General features: G+C 39.3%; 13 protein-coding genes. 12 read left to right on the forward strand and 1 reads right to left on the reverse strand.

The features are described from left to right. Positions 1–66: 66 nt before the first annotated feature. On the reverse strand, positions 67–507 hold the full coding sequence (locus HXT25_RS06190) for a hypothetical protein (protein ID WP_004111796.1): 441 nt from the start codon (positions 505–507) through the stop codon (positions 67–69). Positions 508–712: 205 nt separating this feature from the next. Here HXT25_RS06190 and leuS point away from each other — a divergent pair, with 205 nt between their 5' ends. From leuS to metF, 12 genes are all read left to right on the forward strand, one after another. Beyond that, complete coding sequence (gene leuS, locus HXT25_RS06195) at positions 713–3,697, forward strand: leucine--tRNA ligase (protein ID WP_101891917.1); 2,985 nt, start codon at positions 713–715, stop codon at positions 3,695–3,697. Between the two features lie 150 nt (positions 3,698–3,847). Further along, a complete protein-coding gene (locus tag HXT25_RS06200) occupies positions 3,848–4,639 on the forward strand; it encodes a ComEA family DNA-binding protein (RefSeq protein ID WP_192382241.1) in 792 nt (263 codons plus the stop codon). A 26-nt stretch (positions 4,640–4,665) separates the two neighbouring features. Continuing rightward, positions 4,666–6,489, forward strand: a complete 1,824-nt coding sequence (locus tag HXT25_RS06205) for a ComEC/Rec2 family competence protein (protein ID WP_246979131.1) — start codon at positions 4,666–4,668, stop codon at positions 6,487–6,489. A gap of 126 nt (positions 6,490–6,615) precedes the next feature. Beyond that, positions 6,616–7,587 carry a DNA polymerase III subunit delta gene (gene holA, locus HXT25_RS06210; RefSeq protein WP_004111788.1) on the forward strand — a complete coding sequence of 324 codons (972 nt, stop codon included), beginning with the start codon at positions 6,616–6,618 and terminating at the stop codon, positions 7,585–7,587. A gap of 64 nt (positions 7,588–7,651) precedes the next feature. Then, on the forward strand, positions 7,652–8,221 hold the full coding sequence (gene tsaE, locus HXT25_RS06215; protein WP_004111786.1) for a tRNA (adenosine(37)-N6)-threonylcarbamoyltransferase complex ATPase subunit type 1 TsaE: 570 nt from the start codon (positions 7,652–7,654) through the stop codon (positions 8,219–8,221). Positions 8,222–8,259: 38 nt separating this feature from the next. Continuing rightward, positions 8,260–9,054 (forward strand): tRNA (adenosine(37)-N6)-threonylcarbamoyltransferase complex dimerization subunit type 1 TsaB, encoded by a 795-nt coding sequence (tsaB, locus tag HXT25_RS06220; RefSeq protein ID WP_422118811.1) that lies wholly within the window; start codon positions 8,260–8,262, stop codon positions 9,052–9,054. Between the two features lie 20 nt (positions 9,055–9,074). Further along, positions 9,075–9,695, forward strand: a complete 621-nt coding sequence (gene rimI / locus HXT25_RS06225) for a ribosomal protein S18-alanine N-acetyltransferase (RefSeq protein ID WP_422118812.1) — start codon at positions 9,075–9,077, stop codon at positions 9,693–9,695. Beyond that, positions 9,676–10,740 (forward strand): tRNA (adenosine(37)-N6)-threonylcarbamoyltransferase complex transferase subunit TsaD, encoded by a 1,065-nt coding sequence (gene tsaD / locus HXT25_RS06230; protein ID WP_004111783.1) that lies wholly within the window; start codon positions 9,676–9,678, stop codon positions 10,738–10,740. Before rimI ends, tsaD begins: the two co-directional genes overlap by 20 nt. 36 nt (positions 10,741–10,776) lie before the next feature. Further along, entirely contained in the window at positions 10,777–11,877 is a 1,101-nt protein-coding gene (locus tag HXT25_RS06235) for a tRNA (adenine-N1)-methyltransferase (RefSeq protein ID WP_048730251.1), read from the forward strand. Between the two features lie 21 nt (positions 11,878–11,898). After that, positions 11,899–12,456 carry a SixA phosphatase family protein gene (locus tag HXT25_RS06240; RefSeq protein WP_004117220.1) on the forward strand — a complete coding sequence of 186 codons (558 nt, stop codon included), beginning with the start codon at positions 11,899–11,901 and terminating at the stop codon, positions 12,454–12,456. Positions 12,457–12,632: 176 nt separating this feature from the next. Continuing rightward, complete coding sequence (gene metE, locus HXT25_RS06245) at positions 12,633–14,969, forward strand: 5-methyltetrahydropteroyltriglutamate--homocysteine S-methyltransferase (protein WP_422118813.1); 2,337 nt, start codon at positions 12,633–12,635, stop codon at positions 14,967–14,969. Further along, positions 14,966–15,820, forward strand: coding sequence for a methylenetetrahydrofolate reductase [NAD(P)H] (gene metF, locus HXT25_RS06250; RefSeq protein WP_101890198.1), 855 nt, complete (start codon positions 14,966–14,968; stop codon positions 15,818–15,820). The genes metE and metF overlap by 4 nt, the downstream gene beginning before the upstream one ends. The last annotated feature ends 41 nt before the right edge of the window (positions 15,821–15,861 follow it).

Genomic DNA, 15,861 nt, shown 5'->3' on the forward strand with positions numbered 1-15,861 from the left:
CCTTACGTAGAGTGATAGTCAAATATTTCTTAGTAATGTTGATGTTGTTACAAGTGTTTGTAAGCGCTATTGCATAGTATGAGTGTTTTTGTAACGCGGACATGCAGTTTTAGCAAAATGATACCCAAAAAGCAATCCTGCTAGAGTAAGAGCAGAACCTAATCCCGTATAAAATACGGCTATAAATTGTTCTGGAGCTATATTTGTTGCACGAAGAACAATTCCAAAAGTCATCATAAAAGCCATGATTATAAAAGATTTAACGTCAAAGAATTTAAGGAAAAATTGCTTGTTTTCTTTGTATGCGTTAATCCTAGCAGTATGTTTTTTAACAAGTTTTCCGAAAATAAACACTTGGAATATTGCAAAAACAGCTAAAGATAAAGCGAAATTAATAGGAGATAAAAAGTTTGAGTAAGCAATAATACCAATCCTAAGAATGTTGAATCCGGCAAAACACCATACAATGCATGCGATTAATAAAAGTGTGTTCTTTGATACCTTCATAACTAACCTCGTTAAATCACATTATTCTTAATAAAATCTTATGTTGAACGTTTAAAACAATTGTAGTAATGATTTTCATGAAAAACGCTAAATAAGAGTATTTTGTGAATTGTGCATTAAAACTTTCAAAAAACACAATAAAATATGGATAAAAGTTGTAAAAAGTGTTGCAAATTGACGATATGAGTCGCTATAGTGCTTGTTTATGGAAGACAACGATCAACAGTATTCAACAGCTGACAATAAAGCTACTATTGCTGAGCCAGCTTTTCGTTACAATGCGCAGCTCGCACAAGATATTGAGCAGCGCTGGCAAAAGACTTGGGACGAGCAAGGCACGTTCTGGGCTGCTAATGTTAAGGGCGATTTGAAGGATGGCGAAGGCAGATTGGCTTGTGGCCGTCCTTCTTTCTTTGCAATGGACATGTTCCCTTATCCTTCTGGAAAGGGCTTACATGTTGGACATCCTCTTGGATATTTGGCAACGGATGTTGTGAGCCGATATCACCGTATGAAGGGTGAGAATGTTCTTCACGCGATGGGCTACGACGCTTTTGGACTTCCTGCAGAACAATATGCTGTTCAAACAGGTCAGCATCCTCGCATTACTACTGAGGCAAATATTGCAAATATGCGCAGGCAGTTGCATCGCATGGGATTGAGCTTTGACGATCGTAGATCTTTTGCAACTATTGATACAAACTACGTTCGTTGGACTCAATGGATTTTCTCGAAGCTTTATGACGCTTGGTATGACCCTGATTTTGTACGCAAAGATGGCGGTAAAGGTTCTGCTCGACCAATTGCTGAGTTAGTTGATGAGTTTAAGAGCGCAAAGCGCGAAATTCCTGGTTTTGCTGACAAAAAGTGGGAAGAGCTCAATAAAGTAGAGCAAGCGGATGTGTTGAATGACTTCCGCATTGCTTACATTTCTAAGTCTCCTGTAAATTGGTGTCCAGGATTGGGAACTGTGCTTGCAAACGAGGAAGTTACTGCAGAAGGTAAATCTGAGCGCGGAAACTTCCCAGTATTCCAGCGCAATCTTCGTCAGTGGTCCATGCGAATTACAGCTTATGCTCATCGCTTGGTTGAAGATTTGGATACTATTGATTGGCCAGAAAAAGTTAAGCTTATGCAGCGAAACTGGATTGGCGAATCTCACGGTGCTTCCGTGCATTTTGAAGTTGAATGTGCAGATGGTGAAATGCGCGATTTGGAAGTATACACTACTCGTCCAGATACGCTTTTTGGTACAACTTTTGCTGTTGTTTCTGTAGATCACCCGATTCTTGAGCACGTTCCAGAAGCGTGGGAAGCTAGCGTTCCAGAAAGCTGGAAGGGTGGCTACGCAAGCCTTAAGGAAGGATTGGCAGAGTATCAGGCTCAAGCTCGCGCTAAAACCGCTAAAGATCGTACGGAAGACGCTGGTGCAAAAACTGGTTTGTTTACTGGTCTTTACGCAATTAATCCTGTAACTGGAGCAAAACTTCCGCTGTTTGTTGCAGATTATGTGCTTATGGGTTATGGAACGGGCGCAATTATGGCAGTTCCTGGCGGTGACCAGCGCGATTATGATTTTGCTAAAGCTTTCGGCTTGTCTGTAATTTACACTGTTAAGCCTTTGCCTGATTCTGTCGAAAAGCTAGAAGATTATGATGGCAAAGCTCCGTTTGTTTCTCACGATGGAATTGTTATTAACTCTTCTGTGGAGCATACTTATAAGCTCGGTGACGCTTTGTCTATTAACGGTTTGCGCGTAGATGAAGCTATTAAAAAAGTGACGACTTGGCTTGAAGCAGCAGGCGTAGGCGTTGGTAAGGTTTCTTACAGACTTCGCGATTGGCTGTTCTCTAGGCAGCGCTACTGGGGTGAGCCATTCCCAATCGTTTATGATGAGGATGGTGTTGCTCACCTTGTGCCGGATAGTGAGCTTCCAATTGCATTGCCAGACGTTCCAGATTATCAGCCAAAAACTTACGCTCCAGACGACGCAAATTCTGAGCCTGAAGCACCTTTGAGCCGAAACGAGGATTGGGTTAAAGTTCAGCTTGATCTTGGTGACGGTGTAAAAACCTACTATCGCGACACCAACACTATGCCAAACTGGGCTGGTTCATGCTGGTATTACATGCGTTACTTGGATCCAAACGACGCTGAGCATATGGTTGACAGCGACGAATACGACTATTGGATGGGTACGAATCGACCAGGCAAGGAACATGTTTCTGGAGGCGTTGACCTTTATGTTGGAGGCGTAGAGCATGCAGTTTTGCACTTGCTTTACTCGCGCTTCTGGCATAAGGCGCTTTACGACTTGGGTTACGTTGATTCTGCTGAGCCTTTCCATCGCTTGTTTAACCAGGGTATGATTCAGGCTTACGCTTACACGGATGAGCGCGGGCAGTACGTGCCAGCTGATGAGGTTGAGGAAGGCGCTAATAACGGCGCTGGTGAGCCAACATTTACTTGGCACGGCGAAACCGTGAATCGCGAGTTTGGAAAGATGGGTAAGAGCCTAAAGAATATTGTGACTCCAGACTACATGTACGAAAACTACGGTGCAGACACGTTCCGTTTGTATGAAATGAGCATGGGTCCACTTTCTGAGTCTCGCCCATGGAATACGCGTAACGTTGTTGGAGGCATGCGATTCTTGCAACGCTTGTGGCGTAACGTTGTAAACGAAGAAACTGGCGCTTGCGTAGTAACAGAAGATGCTTTGGACGAAAAGACGCTAAAGCTTCTTAACAACACGATTGCAGAAGTAACTGTAGAAATGGAAGCAATGCGTCCAAACACTGCGATTGCTAAGCTGATTGTGTTGAATAATCACTTAACGTCTCTGCCTCACGTGCCTCGCGCAGCAGTTGAGCCGCTTGTTCTTATGCTTTCTCCAATTGCACCGCATATTTGTGAAGAAATGTGGAGCAAGCTTGGACATACTAAGTCGATTGCTCACGCAGATTGGCCAGTTGAAGATTCCCGCTACGTTGGTGCGGATACTGTTACAGCTGTTGTGCAAATCAAGGGCAAGGTTCGCGCAAAGCTTGAAGTTGACCCGAATATTGATGCTAGTGAGCTTGAAAAGCTTGCTTTAGAGGCCGTAGCTGATCGCTTGGGTGGAAAGAAGCCGCGCAAGGTAATCGTGAAAGCACCAAAGATTGTGTCTATTGTGCCAGATGAAAGCTGAAACTCAATGTTTTCTAGGCAAAATAGCCTTTAACCACATTGGTTAATTTTACTTGAAAGATGCTTATCTTCATTTAATAGTGGAGGTAAGCATCTTTTTTTTTATTTAACAATCAAAAATAAATAGTCTGAAACGAAGGAGGTGGTTAAAATGAACAAAAACAATAGTAACGTTCTAGAAAGATTGGCAGCTATTGATGCTTTAAATAATAATTATGAAAATTCAAATTATTTGCAAAATACTTTGAATGATGATTCTAAAAATCGCATATTGGCACAAGAGAAAAACAATTCTATAGATTATCAGCTTGCTGATTTTTGCATAAGCTCAAAAGATTCTGCTTCAAATATTGATAATCTTAATAAACGAAATAATTTTGAAACAAGAAATCTCGTTAGATTACGAATAAAACCAGTACATGCTTTGTCTATTATGCTAATTCTCGTAGTATTCTTAGCATCAAGTTTAACCATGCTCATATGTCAATCTAGAACTTATAACAAGATTTATTCTTATCAAGCAAAGAGAGAATCTAAAGTTAAATCTTTAAGTAAAAAATTTGAATCAAATAATAAAGATGATGATGAATATAGCAATGATTCTAAAGAGGATTCTAAAAAAGACTTACATACAAATGAGACTAAAGATTTAACTGTTAAAAATAAAAATGAAGATTTTAGTGATAGCACGCACAAAATTAATGAAAATGATATAAGCAAAAATAATAGTGTCAACAAAGATAAAAGCGGTTGCATAAATATAAACACAGCAGGGTTGGAAGAATTACAAACTCTAAAAAGTATAGGGCCAAAAATGGCTCAAAGAATATTAGATATGCGTAAAAAGTTGCGTGTTTTTAAGCGGGTTGAAGATCTTATGCAAGTTAAAGGAATTGGGCAAAAGACTTTTTTAAAACTTAAATCAGCAATCTGCATTAAGTAAATTTATGTGATTTTTAAGGTTGGAAAATGAAAGAATTATATTGGGATCTTGAAAATGGAAACAAAGATTTTAGGCTTGTTCCTATTGCGTTTAGCGTATGGTTTGGTTGCTTATTCGCTCGATTTATAGTTGATTCACAACAAGATTTTTTCTGTATGATAATCGCAATATTATCATTTGCTCTTTTGTGCTTTTATACTATTTTTTCAATGGGAAATTGCATTTTTACGTGCCGCTTAAAGAATACAACTGATTACAAAAGTCGCATAAAATCAAAGTTTTATGAGTTAATTAAAAAATTAAAAATAATAGGATACAAGCATGCTTTTTTAACAAGTTTTTGTACGTTTCTAGCAGCTTTTATAATGTGTTCAATTATTCTAAACATAGAACATATGGACCCTGTTTTTAATGCTATTAAAGATCTAAAGCAAAGTGATACAGAATATAAATTTAATAGAAAAAACGATGTTCAATCCATCAGATTGCTTATGGATATAACGTCTCCTCCAAGAGTATCGCAATCCTTTAAGGGGGATTGCGTATTAAACGTGAATGTAAAACAGATTGAAATTATGGATAAAGAAAAAGTTATTAGTAGGAGTAAAAGCTTTGTGTCTGCCAAACTTTACGCTTTTAATCCAGATTGCAAAATAATGAACTACGGATACAAGATAAGTAGTTTTGGAAAAATTTCGATTTCAAAATTTGACTCTCATGCGATAGAAATTCAAGTTCCTAAAGCAAACAAAACAGATAAAACGAAATTATATAAAGTAGAAGTTATTGAAAAAGCTAATCTTTTTAAGAGATTACTAAATACATTGTGGAAAGAATTTTACAATGTGACTAGTTCTTTAGATGAACAGGGTCAAATGCTTGTTCCTGGTCTTACTGTAGGACTTTTGGGACAAGAGCATTTAAGTGATGTAGAAGATTTACGAAAAGTTAGTATCGATAGCACTTATGCGAATACTATGAAACAAAGATTCAAAATAGCTGGAATAATGCACCTTATGGCGGTTTCTGGAGGACATTTTTTGCTTTTATCTTGCGTTATTCGTAAGACATGTGCTTTTTTGCTTTTGCCAAGAGTAGTGAGCGCAATATTTGAAGCTTGTGGTCATATTCTTTTATCGTGTATTGTGTATCCGTCGGCATCTGTTCTTAGAGCGCTTATAATGGGTTTAATTTCTGCCGGGGCATTAATGTTTTCTAGACAATACCAGTCTGCTAGTGCTTTAAGTATAACTGTTATAAGTGTTCTTTTTATTTGTCCAAAATATGCATGGGATTATTCGTTTGCTCTTTCTGTTTGCGCAACTTTTGGAATAATTGTTTGTGGAATGTCTTTAAGAAGAATCTTTTTAAGATATATGCCGTCTAGTCTTGCAAGCGCATTAAGCATAACGTTGTGTGCACAGTGTTTTACGCTTCCTGTACAAATATTAATGCAACCGCAAGTATCTTTTATATCTGTTATAGCGAATTTAATTGTTGCACCTTTTGTTGATTTTGCAACAATATTTGGTCTGCTTTCGCTTATATGCGCTAATTGGAGTTATTCTATTTCTCTGATTTTTGCCACAATTTCATCTTTTGGAACAAACATTATGGCAAATTGCGCATGGTATTTGGGAGATTTACAAATTGGAACAATACCTTGGGTTAATGGATCTTTAGGTGCGTGGCTAATCGCGTGCGCTGAATTCGCTATCTTTTTATTAGTACTTATCATAAATAAATATTTTAGAAAAAGTGAATCATATAATAGTTTAAGGATATTTTTACAAGTTAAGTCAAATCGTTTTAAGCAGCTTATAAATGATTCAACAAAACTTTTTGAATGATTAAGTGTTTTAAGTTTTATATAGTTTGTACAATTAATAGGCGTGCAAAATTAAGCGGATTAAATAAAAACAAGGATATTCGCGTTAGTTAAATCGTGAGAATATAAATATTCTTAAGGAGTACGTATGCAAGCGTTAAAAAAATTTGCGCCATTTACAGTTGTAGTTGGCGGTGATGCGTATTTAAATGATCTAAACGCGCGCGACTTAAAAACTCGCATATTAGGCTCCTACCCAGATGCAGATGTTATAAATTTAGACGCATTAAATGCCGATAAATATGCTTTTATAACTGCTACAGGACCATCACTTTTTTCTAGCGGAACAATTGTTGTTATTAATAATCTTGAACAAGCTAATGAAGATTTAGTTGAAGCGATAATAGAGTTTTGTACTAGAGAATCTAAATCTAATAACAATGATTGCTGGGTTATTGCGCGCCACGAAGGAGGTGTTAAAGGAAAGTCAATTGTTACAAAACTTGAAAAAGCTGGAGCAAGTAAAATAACTGTACCAGATCTTAAAAAAGATGATGCAAGATTGAATTTTGTGCTAAGTCTTTTTGAAAGGCAAAATCGTAGTATAGAGCCTGCAGCAGCTGGACGCATAACAGAAGTCTTAGGCGGGAAAACCGACCAGTTGGCGGCTCTTTGTTCTCAATTGTGCTTTGATTTTGAAGATAACCCAATCACACTAAAAATAGTTGACCAATATTTAATATCGGATCCGCAAGTAACTGGATTTTTTGTAGCAGATAAAGCTGCAGAAGGTAACTATGCTCAAGCTATTCTTGCATCAAGAAGAGCGATTTTACAAGGCGTTGATGCTATAGCATTGATTGGGGCTTTGGCTGCAAAAATGCGAATAATTACAAAGGCTATAGCTGTTAAAAACGGGGAAATTTCTAATGCTCAAGCAAAAGTTAACCCTTGGGCGTTAAAAATGGCTATGAGAGATTTAGGTGGATGGAATGATGATGGGATTCGTAAGTGTTTTAAATGTTTAGCGTGGGCAGATGAGCAATGCAAAGGCGGAACAAGTGATGCTGATTACGCTTTAGAAAAATGCATTAGCATGATTGCTTGTCGTGGGCGTTAATGTGAAAATTTTGAAAGCATAAAGTGTTAAAACATAGAGCGTTAAAAGTCTAATATGAAAGTGTGTGATTTTGGAAAATCATAATATCAAAAAGCTAGTAATTCCAACTGATTCGTGTATGCGAGATCTTGGAAAAACTATTGCAAAAATAGTGCATGAGACAGATGTTATTTTGCTTTCTGGTCCACTTGGTGCTGGAAAAACAACGTTCGCGCAAGGTTTTGGACAGGGCTTGGGAATAAAAGATCCGATAGTTTCCCCGACTTTTACTATTGCTAGAGAGCTAAAAGGCACATTTTCTGATGGAAAAGTTGCGAATCTTATTCATGTAGATGCTTATAGGCTTGGTGGAAAAGATTATGCTCCAGGGCAAGACACTGTTTCTAGGCTTTTAGATGAGCTTGAATCTTTAGGTTTAGATGAAGCATTGGAAGAACCAGGAGAGGGAACTGTTGTGCTTATGGAGTGGGGAGAACAGATGGCTGGTGTTCTTGCTGATGTTCGTCTTGAAATTCATATTGATAGACCGATTGATAAAGAAAAGTCAAATGAGTTTACAAGTGAAGGCAAGCGCGTTGTAACGCTTGTTCCAGTCGGAGGAGACTGGTGCGATCGCTTAAAAATTCTTGATTAAGAGTAAGCTAAATTGGTTGGTTAATTTAAGGAACAAAAATGAGCAATACGCTGATTATAGATACGTCATATGGTTCAACAGTTGGAGTTGTAGGTTATAAGCCAATAATGGAAACGGATTCGCGTACACATGTTGAACAGTTGCAAGTAAACATTGATTTTGCGGTAAAAAATGCTGATCTAGAGCTTAATCAAATAGACGAGATTGTAGTTGGAGTAGGCCCTGCTCCTTTTACAGGTTTAAGAGCTGGGTTGGTTGCATCTAAGGCGATTGCTTTTGCGAATAACGCAAAGATTCTAGGATGCAACAGTTTGCTTCCACAAAGTTTAATGATTCGTTCTGGCGCTTTTGAAGAATCGCTTAAAGATGGCGTTATCTCTAATAGTGAAATAGTCGAAAATAATGGATCTTGCGTAGCTAAACACACGTATGTTCTTTCGTTAAATGACGCTAGAAGACGCCAAGTTTATATGAGTTTATATGACGATAGTGGTTGTGCAGTAATAGAAATGGACATTGATTATCCTGCAAATATTGTTGAAAGAGTAAATCAATATTTTGAATCAAATAATATTTGCGATTATTGCGTTTGCGTTGCAGGCCATGGTGCTAAAAAATACGCTGAAGATTGGAAGAAAATCGGGAATATATGCTTAATTACAGAGGCGAGTGCTCTTGATTTAGGCGTAAAAGGATTAGAGATATTTAAGCTGTGCGCAAGTCAAAAAGACGTTATTGAACCGCTTTATTTAAGAAGACCAGACGTATCTGTTCCAAACCCGTTGAAGCACGTTTTGGGATCTGGCGCTGCTACAAAAGTGGCGGAAAAATAGGATTCAAGCGAAGTACACATATGATTGTATACATAACTCGCTCAAAATATCCAGCTTGTGCATCAAATAGTCAAAGCTGCGCAATAGAGAAAATTGATTATGCAAAATATGAAGCAATAGTTTCTCAAATTGCAAAAATCGAAGCAGACTTGTTTGGACCAGGATGCTGGAACAAGAACATGATTTTGCAAGAGTTACAAGCACCAATGCGCGCGTATTATGCAGATGTTGATCTAAACACAAATACGGTAGCTGGGTATGCGGGATTTTGGTTTGATGGCGACGACGCTCAAATAATGACAATAGGTGTTGCAAAAGAATATCAAAAGCGAGGAATTGCAAGCAATCTTCTAAAAACTATGATTGAAAATGCAAAATCAATAGGCGCAAAACGAATGCTTTTAGAAGTTAGGGTAAATAACAATCCAGCGCTAAAACTGTATGAAAAATTCGGTTTTACAAAAATGGGATTAAGAAAAAAATACTATATGCCAGAAGGAATAGACGCATATACAATGTGCGCACAAATAGACGACTTAGAAGACTTAGAAAATTTAAAAAGCTCAAAAAGCTTAGAAGAATCTAGCGAAGCTTATAACAGCGCTAAAAGTGAGGATAATAATGAGCGAAACAATGAATAAAACAAGCGAGCCAATAGTTTTAGGCATTGAATCAACTTGCGATGAAACAGCAGCCGCAATCGTTAAAGGAAGAACATTAGTTTCTAACGTTGTAGCATCCTCAATGCAAGAACACGCACGCTACGGTGGTGTTATACCAGAAATCGCATCACGCGCGCATGCAGAAGCATTCGTGCCAGTTGTTTCAAAAGCATTAGCAGATGCAAATATGGATTTAAGCGATATTGACGCTATAGCAGTAAGTGCAGGTCCGGGATTAGCAGGATGCTTAGCTGTTGGAGTTTCGGGAGCTAAAGCACTAGCAAGTGCAGCAAAAAAGCCGATTTATGGAATAAACCACGTTATTGGACACATTGCAGTAACACAATTGCAATTTGGCGATGTACCTAAAGACGTTCTAGCGCTTATAGTTTCGGGAGGTCACACTTCTCTTTTGCATGTTAATAACATTGCGCGCAGTATAGATGTTGTTGGAACAACATTAGACGATGCAGCTGGCGAATGCTTTGATAAAGTAGCTAGATTGCTAGGATTCCCTTATCCAGGAGGTCCGCATATTGACAGGCACGGGCGCCTTGGGGATCCAAATACGTTGAAGGTTCCGCAAGGACTTACGCAAGGTCGTTCTGGCAAAGAGCATCCTTACGACTTTAGTTTTTCGGGTGTCAAAACAGCTGTTGCGCGTTGGGTGGAAGCTCGCCAAGCACAAGGCTTAGAAATACCAGTGGACGATGTTTGCGCATCTTTGGCAAACTCTGTTGCGGATGTTCTTTCTCGCAAAGCTATGATGGGCTGCGAGCAATACGGTTCAAAAACTTTGTTGATTGGTGGCGGATTCTCTGCAAACTCGCAACTTAGAGAACATCTTTTAGAACAAGGCAAAGAGCATGGAATCGAAGTTCGTTTGCCAGAGCTTAAGCTTTGCACTGATAACGGAGCAATGGTGGCAATGCTTGGTGTGAATTTGGTGGAAGCAGGCGTTCGTCCGTCCGCTCCAGATTTTGCAATCGATTCAGCAATGCCACTTACAACCGTTAGCTTATAATAGTAAAAGTCGTTCTGAAGATAAGTGAGGTGTTTTGTGTACGAAAGCTATGCACGTAGAGGAGTTTTGCAAGTTGGTGAAAAAATCCAATTCACCGATAGAAAAGGCAAGCGAATCACAGCACAGCTTACTAAAGGCGGAGTTACACAAACCGAACACGGCATTATTTTGCACGACGATGTTATTGGCAAAACTCAAGGTGTTGTAGTAACAACAGTTAGCACAAAACGTGATTTTGAGCGTAGCAATAAGCAGCTTGACGCATCTAAAGAATCAAACAAGCCATGGATGGCAGCCCGCGCAATAGGCGGATGGGATTATGTAGTTATGCGTCCGCGATTGGCGGATTACGTTTTATCTATGCCAAGAGGCGCTCAAATCATGTATCCAAAAGATATTGCACAAGTGATTTCTTTAGGAGATATTCGCTCTGGAATGCGTGTTTTAGAGTCGGGAGCAGGATCTGGCGCGATGAGCTTAAGTCTTTTAGACGCTGTTGGTCAAATTGGTGAGCTTACAACAATAGAGCTTAGACCTGATTTTGCTAGAATCGCGCAACTAAACGCAACAATTTACTATGGCGAAAAACCAGAATGGTGGAATCTTTTAACTGGAGATTTTGACTCAGTAGCAAAGTCTCTTCCAGAAGGCTATTTTGATCGCATTATGCTAGATATGCTTGACCCTTGGAACAGGCTTGAACAGGCTTATAGAGTTATTGCTCCAGGTGGAGTATTGGTTGCGTACGTAACAACTACAACGCAAATGTCTAGAATGGCACAAAGTTTGCGAGCTTCGGGAGTTTGGACAGAACCAGAGATTCAAGAAACTTTAGAAAGAACTTGGAAAGCACAAGATTTAGCAGTTAGACCAGATCACGCAATGATAGGTCATACTGGTTTTCTGGTTATTTCGCGCGCAATGGCGCAAGGATTTAATGCGTTAAAAAAGCGCGATCGTGCTACAAAAGATACTGTTAGCGATATTGATGACTTAACTCCCGAAGAGCGCGCAGAACAGTTAGAAGACTTGTCTCTTAGAGATATATCCGATAGAAAGCTTAGAAAAGTCCTTAGAGATTTAGATTTGCAAATCGCACAATTACCTAACTCAAATCCAAAGCCTGATAAGGCTTAACTGAAGACTGAGGAGATTAAAATGGCGGCGTCAATCAAAAAAATCGTTAAAAAAGTAAAGCACGCAAAATATGTGCTGCTACTAATGCGCCACGCAAAAGCACAGCCGCCAACAATGGGAGACGATTGGGGAAGGGACCTTAGCGATAAAGGTTTAAAACAAGCAAAAATAATGGCAAAAGGTTTGCAATCTCTAAAGCTTGTTCCAGACTACATTATTTGTTCAAGTGCAAATCGCACCGAACAAACGATGCACAAAATGCTTAAAAAGTTCGGAGATTCTCCAATAGTAGCGTCAAGAAAAAGCTTATATGATGGCGGAATGCAGTCTGTAATGGATGAGCTTTGTGCGATTAGGAGCGATTCTAGAATAACAATGATTATTGGTCATGAGCCAACAATGTCGATGGCTGCGCAATGGCTTTCTTCTCCAGATTCAGATCCTGATATATTAGGAACAATGCGACTCGGGTTAGCTAATGCTTCGATTATTGTTTTAGTATCCGACGTACCTTTTGCATCTTGCGGTTTGCGAGGAGCTAAAGCGTTGGGAATTATAACCCCAAAGGATTTTGAATAGTAAAATACGCATAAATTTGCATAAAATCCTTATAAAATTTGCATAAAATCCACACGAATCATCTGCATAAATCTGCATATAAGTTTAGGTTATAACGACACCCCCAAATAGCTAATGACCTCATTAAGCCAAATGTTTGCTAGGCTGAATCAGGTTGTTAATTATTTGGAGGATATATGCATACTGTTCTTACGTCCGTACAGGGATTCCCACGAATCGGCGCAAATCGCGAGCTTAAAAAAGTTATTGAACGCTATTGGAAAAAAGACACAACTCTAGAAGAAGTAAGACAAGTTGCAAAAGATTTGCGCAAAAAGCATTGGAAAATCCAAACAGAATCTGGAATAGAACTTATACCAAGTAATGATTTTAGCTATTACGATCAAATGCTAGACACAGCAATCTTGCTTGGTGCAGTGCCAGAACGGTACAAGAATCTAGAGTTTGAAAATGCAGAAGATACGCTTTTTGCAATCGCACGCGGATATCAAGGTGAACGCGGAGACGTAACAGCGCTTCCAATGAAAAAGTGGTTCACAACCAACTACCACTACATTGTTCCCGAAGTAGAAAATCCGCAAGATTTGCATTTAGCTGGCACAAAACCATTCGACGAGTTCAATGAAGCAAAAGCACTCGGAATTGAAACAAAACCAGTGTTGATTGGACCATACACCTTCTTAAAACTAGCGCGCACCCCGCAAGCACAAGAATTAGAAGCAAACAAAGAGACGATTGAAGCATTAGCAAACGCGTATTGCGATATTGTAAAACGATTTGCAAGTCTTGGAGCAAAATGGTTGCAATTCGACGAACCATACTTGTGCTTAGATAAAGAAGATGGAGATTTAAGGATTTTTAGCGACTTATATAATCCGATTCTTCAAAGCAGATTTGAAAGCGCGGATAATGCTGAAAACGTTAAAATTTTGCTTAACACTTATTTTGGCAATATTTTAGACTCGTACAAAACACTAAACGATTTGGCATTTGATGCAATTGGCTTAGATTTTGTAGAAGGCAAAGAAGAAAACCTTGAAGCTTTGCAAAAATATGGAGTAAACGAGAAAACAACTATTTTTGCAGGAGTTGTAAACGGCAGAAACATTTGGAAAAATGATTACGCGCAAAGCCTTGGCTTGCTAGATGCTTTGCAAAAAAACGTTACTAATCGCATAGCTGTTTCCACTGCATGCTCGCTTTTGCATGTTCCATTTAGTACGGATGGAGAAGAGCTTGGCGAAGACGTATTAAAGCATTTTGCGTTTGCTGTAGAAAAGCTGAAGGAAGTAAGCGAAATCGCTAAGCTTTGCGTTTTGAATGATGATGAGCTTAAAAACAGCGAGGAATTAGCGCAAAATCAGGCATTATTCGATGGGTCTAGAGTAAAAGTAGACGAAAATGTTAAAGCGCGAATCGCAAGCCTTAAGCCAGAAGATTTTGAGCGAAAGCCATCTCGCGCGGAGCGTCAAAAATTACAAAAAGAAGCATTAGGATTGTCTGATTTGCCTACAACAACTATCGGATCCTTCCCTCAAACAAAAGAAATAAGATCGATTCGAGCGCTTTATAGAAAAGGCGAAATTAGCAAAGAAGAATACAACGCGTTTATTGCCAAGCAAATAGACGAGTGCATAGAACACCAGGAGCGCATTGGCTTAGACGTTCTTGTACATGGCGAATTTGAGCGAAACGACATGGTTGAATACTTTGGCCAGCATTTGCACGGATTTAAGTTTACAAAAAACGCTTGGGTGCAGTCTTATGGAACTCGATGCGTAAAGCCTCCAATCGTTTGGAGCGACGTTTCTAGAGCGCAGCCAATCACAGTAGAGTGGAGTGCGTATGCTCAAAGCCGCACAAACCATGTTATGAAAGGCATGCTAACGGGGCCTGTTACGATTCTTAACTGGTCTTGGCCTCGCGAAGATATTACGCACGAAGAGCAAACTCAGCAGCTTGCTCTTGCTATTCGAGATGAAGTCTTGGACTTGGAGCGTGCTGGAATTCGCGTAATTCAAATCGATGAGGCAGCGCTACGAGAAAAGCTTCCGCTTAGACGCTCGGATTGGCATAAGAAGTATTTGGACTGGGCGATTGCAGCTTTCCGTCTTGTGCACTCTGCTGTAGCTGCTACTACGCAAATCCACACTCATATGTGCTATTCGGAATTCAACGACATTATTCGAGACATTGATGCAATGGATGCGGACGTGATATCGTTTGAAGCTTCGCGCGGAGATCTAGTTGTTTTGGACGCTATTCATAACGCGAACTTTGAAACAGAAGCTGGCCCTGGTGTTTATGATATTCACTCTCCTCGCGTTCCTAGCGAAGATGAGATTGTTAACAGGATTCACGAGATTTTGCACAAAATGCCAGCAGACAAGCTGTGGATTAATCCAGATTGTGGCTTGAAAACTCGCGGAAATGCAGAAACTTGGGTTAGCTTGCAAAATCTTGTTTCGGCAGCTAAAACAGTTAGAAGCGAATTGGGCGGTAGTCTAAAATGACGTACAAACCAAAGTTTTCGCTAGAGGTGTTTCCGCCTAAAAGAACATCTCCAATAGGTACGATTTACGACACTTTAGATGGCTTAAGGGGATTGGATCCAGATTTTATATCTGTAACTTATGGAACTGGAAAATCTTCGGATCGAACTGCTACTGCTAGAATCGCCAACACTATTCGATCGGAGTATGGCATTAAAACTGTTGCTCACTTAACAGCAAGATACTTGGATCATGAGGATGTTGACGAAGCTTTAGATATGTTTGATAAGGCAGGCGTTAGTGGCGTTTTAGCTTTGCGCGGAGACGTTATTGAAAATCAGAATGCTGCTGGAGTATTTAATCACGCAAGCGATTTAGTATCATATATTCACTCAAAGCGCCCAGATTTGCCTATTTTGGGTGCATGCTACCCAGAAAAACATCCAGAAGCTGCTACTTTGCAAGAAGACATCGATAATCTAAAGCGAAAAGTTGATGCTGGAGTAACTCACTTGATTTCGCAACTTTTTTACAATAATGATGACTTTTTGCACTTTAGGGATTTAGCTAGAAAAGCTGGCATTAACGTTCCAATTGAAGCTGGAGTTATGCCTGTTGTAAATGCTAATCAAGTTAAGCGAATGACAAAAATGTGCTCTTCTAAAATAAGTGAACCAGTTTTAGCAATGATTGAGCGATGGGGAAGTAACCCAGAAGTCTTGCAAGACGCTGGAAGCATATTTGCGTCTCAACAGATTAACGATTTAGTTGCGGAAGGCGTAGATGGAATACACTTGTACACAATGAATCGTCCTGGCGTTACCAGAAGCATTTGGTCAAACGTTAAGCCACTTTTTACTAAGATAGTGTAAATTTCTAGATTTGTGGTGCAGTGCAAGGATTATGTTGTACT

Origin of the sequence: Gardnerella sp. DNF00476 (assembly GCF_049262735.1) — a bacterium.
GTDB lineage: Bacteria > Actinomycetota > Actinomycetes > Actinomycetales > Bifidobacteriaceae > Bifidobacterium > Bifidobacterium vaginale.

Excerpts from the sequence above, each read along its gene's own strand:
- rimI (WP_422118812.1), top strand. The coding sequence starts at position 9,075 with ATGATTGTATACATAACTCGCTCAAAATATCCAGCTTGTGCATCAAAT.
- HXT25_RS06240 (WP_004117220.1), top strand. The coding sequence starts at position 11,899 with ATGGCGGCGTCAATCAAAAAAATCGTTAAAAAAGTAAAGCACGCAAAA.
- HXT25_RS06205 (WP_246979131.1), top strand. The coding sequence starts at position 4,666 with ATGAAAGAATTATATTGGGATCTTGAAAATGGAAACAAAGATTTTAGG.
- metF (WP_101890198.1), top strand. The coding sequence starts at position 14,966 with ATGACGTACAAACCAAAGTTTTCGCTAGAGGTGTTTCCGCCTAAAAGA.
- leuS (WP_101891917.1), top strand. The coding sequence starts at position 713 with ATGGAAGACAACGATCAACAGTATTCAACAGCTGACAATAAAGCTACT.
- tsaB (WP_422118811.1), top strand. The coding sequence starts at position 8,260 with ATGAGCAATACGCTGATTATAGATACGTCATATGGTTCAACAGTTGGA.
- holA (WP_004111788.1), top strand. The coding sequence starts at position 6,616 with ATGCAAGCGTTAAAAAAATTTGCGCCATTTACAGTTGTAGTTGGCGGT.
- metE (WP_422118813.1), top strand. The coding sequence starts at position 12,633 with ATGCATACTGTTCTTACGTCCGTACAGGGATTCCCACGAATCGGCGCA.
- HXT25_RS06190 (WP_004111796.1), bottom strand. The coding sequence starts at position 507 with ATGAAGGTATCAAAGAACACACTTTTATTAATCGCATGCATTGTATGG.
- HXT25_RS06200 (WP_192382241.1), top strand. The coding sequence starts at position 3,848 with ATGAACAAAAACAATAGTAACGTTCTAGAAAGATTGGCAGCTATTGAT.
- tsaD (WP_004111783.1), top strand. The coding sequence starts at position 9,676 with ATGAGCGAAACAATGAATAAAACAAGCGAGCCAATAGTTTTAGGCATT.